6 protein-coding genes and 1 pseudogene are annotated in these 5,963 nt (G+C 41.2%); 2 read left to right on the forward strand and 5 right to left on the reverse strand.

The window, feature by feature from the left end; genetic code table 11:
• The first annotated feature begins 112 nt into the window (after nt 1-112).
• On the forward strand, nt 113-1,273 hold the full coding sequence (locus ABYB02_RS13685; RefSeq protein ID WP_086997942.1) for a chorismate mutase: 1,161 nt from the start codon (nt 113-115) through the stop codon (nt 1,271-1,273).
• A 55-nt stretch (nt 1,274-1,328) separates the two neighbouring features.
• Here the strand turns inward: ABYB02_RS13685 and tyrA are convergent, their stop codons facing one another.
• A complete protein-coding gene (gene tyrA / locus ABYB02_RS13690) occupies nt 1,329-2,462 on the reverse strand; it encodes a bifunctional chorismate mutase/prephenate dehydrogenase (RefSeq protein WP_089368941.1) in 1,134 nt (377 codons plus the stop codon).
• Between the two features lie 306 nt (nt 2,463-2,768).
• Here tyrA and ABYB02_RS13695 point away from each other — a divergent pair, with 306 nt between their 5' ends.
• On the forward strand, nt 2,769-3,602 hold the full coding sequence (locus ABYB02_RS13695; protein WP_086995304.1) for a mechanosensitive ion channel family protein: 834 nt from the start codon (nt 2,769-2,771) through the stop codon (nt 3,600-3,602).
• A gap of 548 nt (nt 3,603-4,150) precedes the next feature.
• On the opposite strand, the gene rplS is transcribed toward ABYB02_RS13695, so the two are convergent.
• From rplS to rpsP, 4 genes and pseudogenes are all read right to left on the reverse strand, one after another.
• Nucleotides 4,151-4,510: a 50S ribosomal protein L19 gene (gene rplS / locus ABYB02_RS13700; protein ID WP_007581406.1), complete on the reverse strand. Its 360-nt coding sequence runs from the start codon at nt 4,508-4,510 to the stop codon at nt 4,151-4,153.
• Nucleotides 4,511-4,543: 33 nt separating this feature from the next.
• Nucleotides 4,544-5,311 carry a tRNA (guanosine(37)-N1)-methyltransferase TrmD gene (gene trmD, locus ABYB02_RS13705; protein WP_149594286.1) on the reverse strand — a complete coding sequence of 256 codons (768 nt, stop codon included), beginning with the start codon at nt 5,309-5,311 and terminating at the stop codon, nt 4,544-4,546.
• Nucleotides 5,311-5,847 (reverse strand): ribosome maturation factor RimM, encoded by a 537-nt coding sequence (gene rimM / locus ABYB02_RS13710; RefSeq protein WP_024596584.1) that lies wholly within the window; start codon nt 5,845-5,847, stop codon nt 5,311-5,313. Before rimM ends, trmD begins: the two co-directional genes overlap by 1 nt.
• A 17-nt stretch (nt 5,848-5,864) precedes the next feature.
• Nucleotides 5,865-5,963, reverse strand: a pseudogene (gene rpsP / locus ABYB02_RS13715) (30S ribosomal protein S16); the annotation flags it as partial.

A 5,963-nucleotide genomic window follows, 5' to 3' on the forward strand; every position in this document is an offset into this window, starting at 1 on the left:
AGAGGCTGAACTGTTTGTGAGATAAAATCAATCGAATAGCAAAGCCTCCCAACCGGGAGGCTTTTTTGTTTTTGCTGTATGAACAGCATACTTTTGGAATGAGGAAAGCCAAATGAGCAATGATGTACTAAATACACTTCGACACGATATAAATGAGATAGATTCTGATTTACTGGTTTTACTAGCCAAACGACGTCGTATTAGCCATGGTGTGGTGGAATATAAAATAGCGAACAATAAACCGATTCGTGATGAAGCCCGTGAATTAGCACTTCTAGAAAAGCTGATAGGTTATGGGAAATCGTTAGGGTTAGACGCCTATTACGTAAATAATGTTTTTCAAACTATTTTAGAAGACTCTGTATTGCATCAACAAGCTATGCTGCAAAAAAACCTTAACCCAGATGCGTTAAGCGAAACCCATCGTGTTACGTATTTAGGTGGGCAAGGCTCATACAGCCAGTTGGCCTGTCATAAATACTTTAGCCGTCGCCCAGGTAAGTTAGTTGAAATAGGCTGTAGCTCGTTTGACGAAATTACCGGTAAAGTAGAAAACGGCCAAGCCGATTTTGGTTTGCTGCCTATTGAAAACACCAGTTCAGGCAGTATCAACGAAGTATTTGATTTACTACAACATGCACAAGTGTCTATTGTTGGTGAAGTAACGCACAGTGTTGAACATTGTTTACTTGCCAACCCAGATACTGAGCTTAGCCAACTTACAAAAATATTTGCTCACCCGCAACCGTTTGCTCAATGTAGCCGCTTTTTACAAGGCCTTGGTGAGCTGCAACACGAAACCTGCGACTCAACTTCAAGTGCCCTGCAATCAGCACTAAATACGCCAAATAGTGCCGCTATTGGCTCTGCCCAAGCAGGTAAAAATGTAGGCCTAGAAGTGATTAAATCTAACTTAGCAAACCAAAGCGAAAACCACAGCCGCTTTATTGTTGTAGCGCGTAAGCCATTACAGGTATCAAAGCAAATACCCACTAAAACCAGTTTAATTATGGCCACTAAACAGCAGGCTGGTTCACTTGCCGATGCATTAATGATTTTTAAACAACATAAAATTAATTTGGTTAAGTTAGAGTCTCGCCCTATGCCGGGTAACCCATGGGAAGAAGTATTTTACGTCGACTTAGAAGCGAACCTTGCCGACAGCCAAGTAAAAAATGCATTAGAGGAGCTAAAAGAATACACTCAGTATGTACGTATTTTAGGCTGCTATCAAAGCGAAACGCTCCAAGCTGTGAGTGTAAATACGCAATAACGCGCAGCTTATAATGTAAAAAGGGCTTAATTAAGCCCTTTTTTGTTTTTCTGTTTTAATCTAGCACTTTTGCGTCATTCGCTTTATTTAACAGGCTGCGACTTTGGGTTAAAAAGTGCGCTGTCGAATCTGAAAAATAAGCTTTTGCATCAGCAAAGGCATCAATAAGCGCGGGCTTATCTCCTGCTTTTAACTTTTTAAGTGTGTCTGCAAAAGTCTGTTGATACTGCGCCAGTAAGCTCTCTACGTTATCAAATTGCGCTAACATAATATCTGAATATAACTCTGGCGATTGCGCAAATAAGCGCCCAACCATCATTAACTCTAATTGATAAATAGGTGATGAACAGCTGCGTAACTCCGCTAATGTATGGCTTTGTTTTGCTAAAAACTGCCCATATACAAAGGTGGTTAAATGGCGCATTACCTGAATTATTTGCATTGCTTCGTCATGTTTTTTCGCATCAAGTTCAACTAGCTGGCAACCCCACACTTGCAACTGTGCTAACAAGCCCTGTGCAACATCGTGGTCACGCCCTTCACACACCACCACTGTTTGCTTAACCCAGTGCGAAATATCTGGGCCAAACATAGGATGCAGCCCTACAACTGGGCCGCTATGCGCTGCTTTTAGTGCTTTAATTGGCGCTTGCTTAACCGATGTTATATCTACCAATAAACAGCCTTCATCTAACTTAGGTAGTTCAGCAACTACAGTTTCTAACGCATTAATAGGTACACTTAATAGTACTAATTTAGCGCCTTTTAAAATTGCTGCAGCGTTTGCTTGATCTTGCTTATCAAGGGTTTTTACTTCGTAACCAGAGCGCTGAAATTGCTTAGCAAATAATTGCCCCATAGCACCTTGCCCACCCACAATAACAATAGGTGATAAATGCGGTGCAGCACATGCAAGTTTAGCTTGCTGATTCTGATACGCTTCGCGCATCATACGCCTAAGAATATCTTCAACTAACTCTGGGCTTACTCCCTGATTAATTGCTTCTTGGCGCCTTGCAGCTAATAAATCAGCTTCACGATCGGGTGCATGAAGTGGCGCACCAGTTTGCTGCTTTATTGCGCCAATTTTTTGAGTAAGCGAATTACGCCTTGCCAGCAGTGCCACCAACTGTGTATCACACTCATCAATACCCACTCTTAACTGGGCTAAATCATTTATATCCGCCACTTGCATACCACCTTAAAAAGCAAAAACGCCAACTTAAGTTTACATTAAAGTAAACTAATCAATACGATAAATACTAACAGGATCAATAGCCTGATAAAAGACTAAATAAGTAAAAGGTTAAATTGAAAAACAATACTTTGAGAAGCAACGAATACCTTTAAAGTAAATATTAATTATTTACCCTAAAAGCCGCAGTCAATAAAAGTAAATTAGCAAGCTAAAAAGCCTGCATTTGTTGCATAGTAGAGTTATCACGTTTATTCTTATATTATTCATATAGTAATTAAAATAAACAGGATCCATAAAATGGAAGAAGTTTTAGGAACAGATGTAGACGCTTCACAATTAATAGACCAAGCCATATCACTCGTTATGACTTACGCACCAAAATTTGTGCTCGCTATTATTACTTTACTGGTTGGCCTATGGCTGATCAACCGCTTTGTTAAAGTTTTAGATAACCGACTAGGCAAAAAAGATCCAACACTAAACAAGTTTTTATGTGGCTTAATTAGCGCTGTAGTGAAAATTATGCTGCTTATTTCGGTGGCCTCTATGGTAGGTATCGAAACCACCTCGTTCATCGCGGTGATTGGTGCTGCAGGCCTGGCAATAGGTCTTGCACTGCAAGGCAGTCTAGCTAATTTTGCTGGCGGTGTGCTGTTGCTAATTTTTAAACCGTTCAAGGTTGGCGATACTATCGAAGCACAGGGCTTTATGGGCGCAGTCGTCGAAATTCAAATTTTATACACGGTAGTAGATACCTTCGATAACCGCCGCATTGTTATTCCAAACGGTAGCCTATCGAATGCGACACTAGTGAACGTAAGTATTTATGACAAACGCCGCTGTGATATGACCTTTGGAATTTCGTATAACGACGACATAGATACGGCAAAAGCTATCTTAAAACGCCTGTTTGAAGAAGACGAGCGCTCTTTAACAGATCCGGCACCACGTATTTGTGTTGCCAGCCTTGGCGATAACTCAGTTAATTTAATGTTTCGCGCTTGGGTTGCAACAGGTGACTTATGGCCTTACTACTGGGATATGCAAGAAAAAGTGAAAAAAGCGTTTGATAAAGAAGGTATTTCTATTCCTTTCCCACAACGCGATGTACATGTTCATAACGTTAAGTAATTTGTATTGTGCATAGGTTCAACTAGCCTAATAACTTAGTCGCGGTAAGGTCGTATAAAGCGCCCTTACCGCAATCCTTACTGCCCATCCAATACTCCTTCAAGTTATACCTAGTTACACTTGGCTCCACTTTTTGAGCTATTTTCATCACCCTACTTCCTTAAATAACCTGAGCTCAAGGTTAAATACTATAATTCATCTGCCAAATTTTTATTTTCTGTGCTTTATTTGGCTTAGGTATATTTAGCTTAAGTTTTGCTTGAGCAAAGTTATGCTCATACTGGCGTTAATTGGGTTATTACGTATTCTGCGGGTAAGTTGAAAAGGTGTTTAAAACACATATTGATAAAAATTTATCGAGGTGCACTTTGTGTTTAGCAATAAAGGAAGCCTAACTATACTGGTGAATATTACGACAGTGCGACTCCTAGTCCGACAGCTGTGGTTTAAGCTTTAGTATTTAGCCTGAAATTTTATGTTATAGAAACCAAAACGGGTTGCAACCCGAAGGATGCAACCCGTTTTTTTGCGTTGATAAACAGCGCGTATTAGTTAAGTTTTTCTCTAATACGTGCAGATTTACCAGAACGCTCACGTAGATAGTAAAGCTTAGCACGACGAACTGCACCGCGACGCTTAACTGTTACGCTATCAATAAGAGGGCTGTGCGTTTGGAATACACGCTCAACGCCTTCACCGTTCGAAATTTTACGAACTGTGAATGCTGAGTGAAGACCACGATTACGCTTAGCGATTACAACACCTTCAAAGGCCTGTAGACGCTCTTTAGCACCTTCTTTTACTTTTACCTGTACAACCACTGTATCACCAGGGCCAAATGCAGGTACGTCTGTTTTAAGCTGCTCATCTTCAAGCGCTTTAATAATATTTTGGTTTACTTTTGCCATTATGTTTCTCACTTTCCTAGGTGTAACTGTCTTCTAGCCACAAGCTTTTTGGTACTCTTGCTGAAATTCTGCGAGTAATACCGCTTGCTCCTCAGTCAGAGCTAGGTTATGCAACAAGTCAGGACGTCGTAACCAAGTTCTACCTAATGACTGCTTAAGCCGCCACTTTGCTATCTCTTGGTGGTTTCCACTGAGTAATACAGCAGGAACCTGTTTGTCGTCCAATGTTTCTGGTCGTGTATAGTGTGGACAATCTAACAAGCCATCCGAAAACGAATCTTGTTCTGCTGACTGGTTATGACCTAACACACCTGGCACTAATCGCGCTACTGCGTCAATTAATGTCATGGCAGGTAGTTCACCACCACTCAAAATAAAATCACCAATTGACCATTCTTCGTCAACATATGATTCTATTATTCTCTCATCTATACCTTCATAGCGACCGGCAATCAAAATCAGTTTATTAGAGTTAGCGAGTTCGCCAGCGCCCTGCTGATCAAGTTTGCGCCCTTGCGGGGACATATAAATTACTTTAGCGCCATCACCAGCTGCTTTTTTAGCTTCGGCAATCGCTTTTTTTAATGGCTCAACCATCATTAACATACCTGGTCCGCCCCCGTAAGGACGGTCATCTACGGTTCTATGCTTATCTAAAGCGTAGTCTCGCGGATTCCAACAGTTAAAATCAATTAAACCATTTTTTACTGCGCGACCGGTAACACCTTGGTCTGTAATAGCGTCAAACATGTCTGGAAAAAGGCTTATAACCCCTACCCATAATGAACTAGTTTGCGTCATTAAAACCCTGGATCCCAATCTACGGTAATTTCTCTTGCGTCGTATTTAACTTCTTTAATAACTGAATCAGTTAAAAAAGGAATCAAACGTTCAGCTTGACCAAATGCGTCTTTACTGTTTGCTTTCACAACTAGTACGTCATTTGACCCTGTCTCCATAAGGTCATCAACAATGCCTAAGCTATAACCTTTATCGGTTACAACAGACATGCCAATGAGATCTCGCCAATAGAACTCACCTTGCGGAAGTTCTGGTAAATGCGCTGCATCCATTGAGATTTCAGCATGGGTATAAGCCATTGCTTCGTCTCGGTCGTTTATCTGCGCAAATTTAGCGATAAAGCCTTTGTTGTGGCGACGCCAGTCGACCACTTCTAAGGACTGCCATTTACCTTGCTGCCCTATCAACCACGGGCTGAAATCGAAGATCCCTACGGGATCATCAGTAAATGAATGTACCTTAAGCCAGCCCTTTATACCATATGGGGCACCGAGCTTTCCTACGACAATTATTGATGAGGTGTTCTCTTGACTCATGGTTACACTTACGCCTATTAAGCCGCTTTACGAGCGTCTTTTACTAACTTAGCTACGCGATCTGAAAGAGATGCGCCCTGACCTACCCAGTGTTCAACACGTGGTAAATCTAAACG

The organism is Pseudoalteromonas sp., from assembly GCF_041613455.1.
In the GTDB taxonomy this organism is placed as follows: Bacteria; Pseudomonadota; Gammaproteobacteria; order Enterobacterales; family Alteromonadaceae; genus Pseudoalteromonas.

Coding starts and splice junctions, on each gene's coding strand:
- ABYB02_RS13685 (WP_086997942.1), top strand. CDS start 113: ATGAGCAATGATGTACTAAATACACTTCGACACGATATAAATGAGATA.
- ABYB02_RS13695 (WP_086995304.1), top strand. CDS start 2,769: ATGGAAGAAGTTTTAGGAACAGATGTAGACGCTTCACAATTAATAGAC.
- rplS (WP_007581406.1), bottom strand. CDS start 4,510: ATGGCAAAAGTAAACCAAAATATTATTAAAGCGCTTGAAGATGAGCAG.
- trmD (WP_149594286.1), bottom strand. CDS start 5,311: ATGACGCAAACTAGTTCATTATGGGTAGGGGTTATAAGCCTTTTTCCA.
- rimM (WP_024596584.1), bottom strand. CDS start 5,847: ATGAGTCAAGAGAACACCTCATCAATAATTGTCGTAGGAAAGCTCGGT.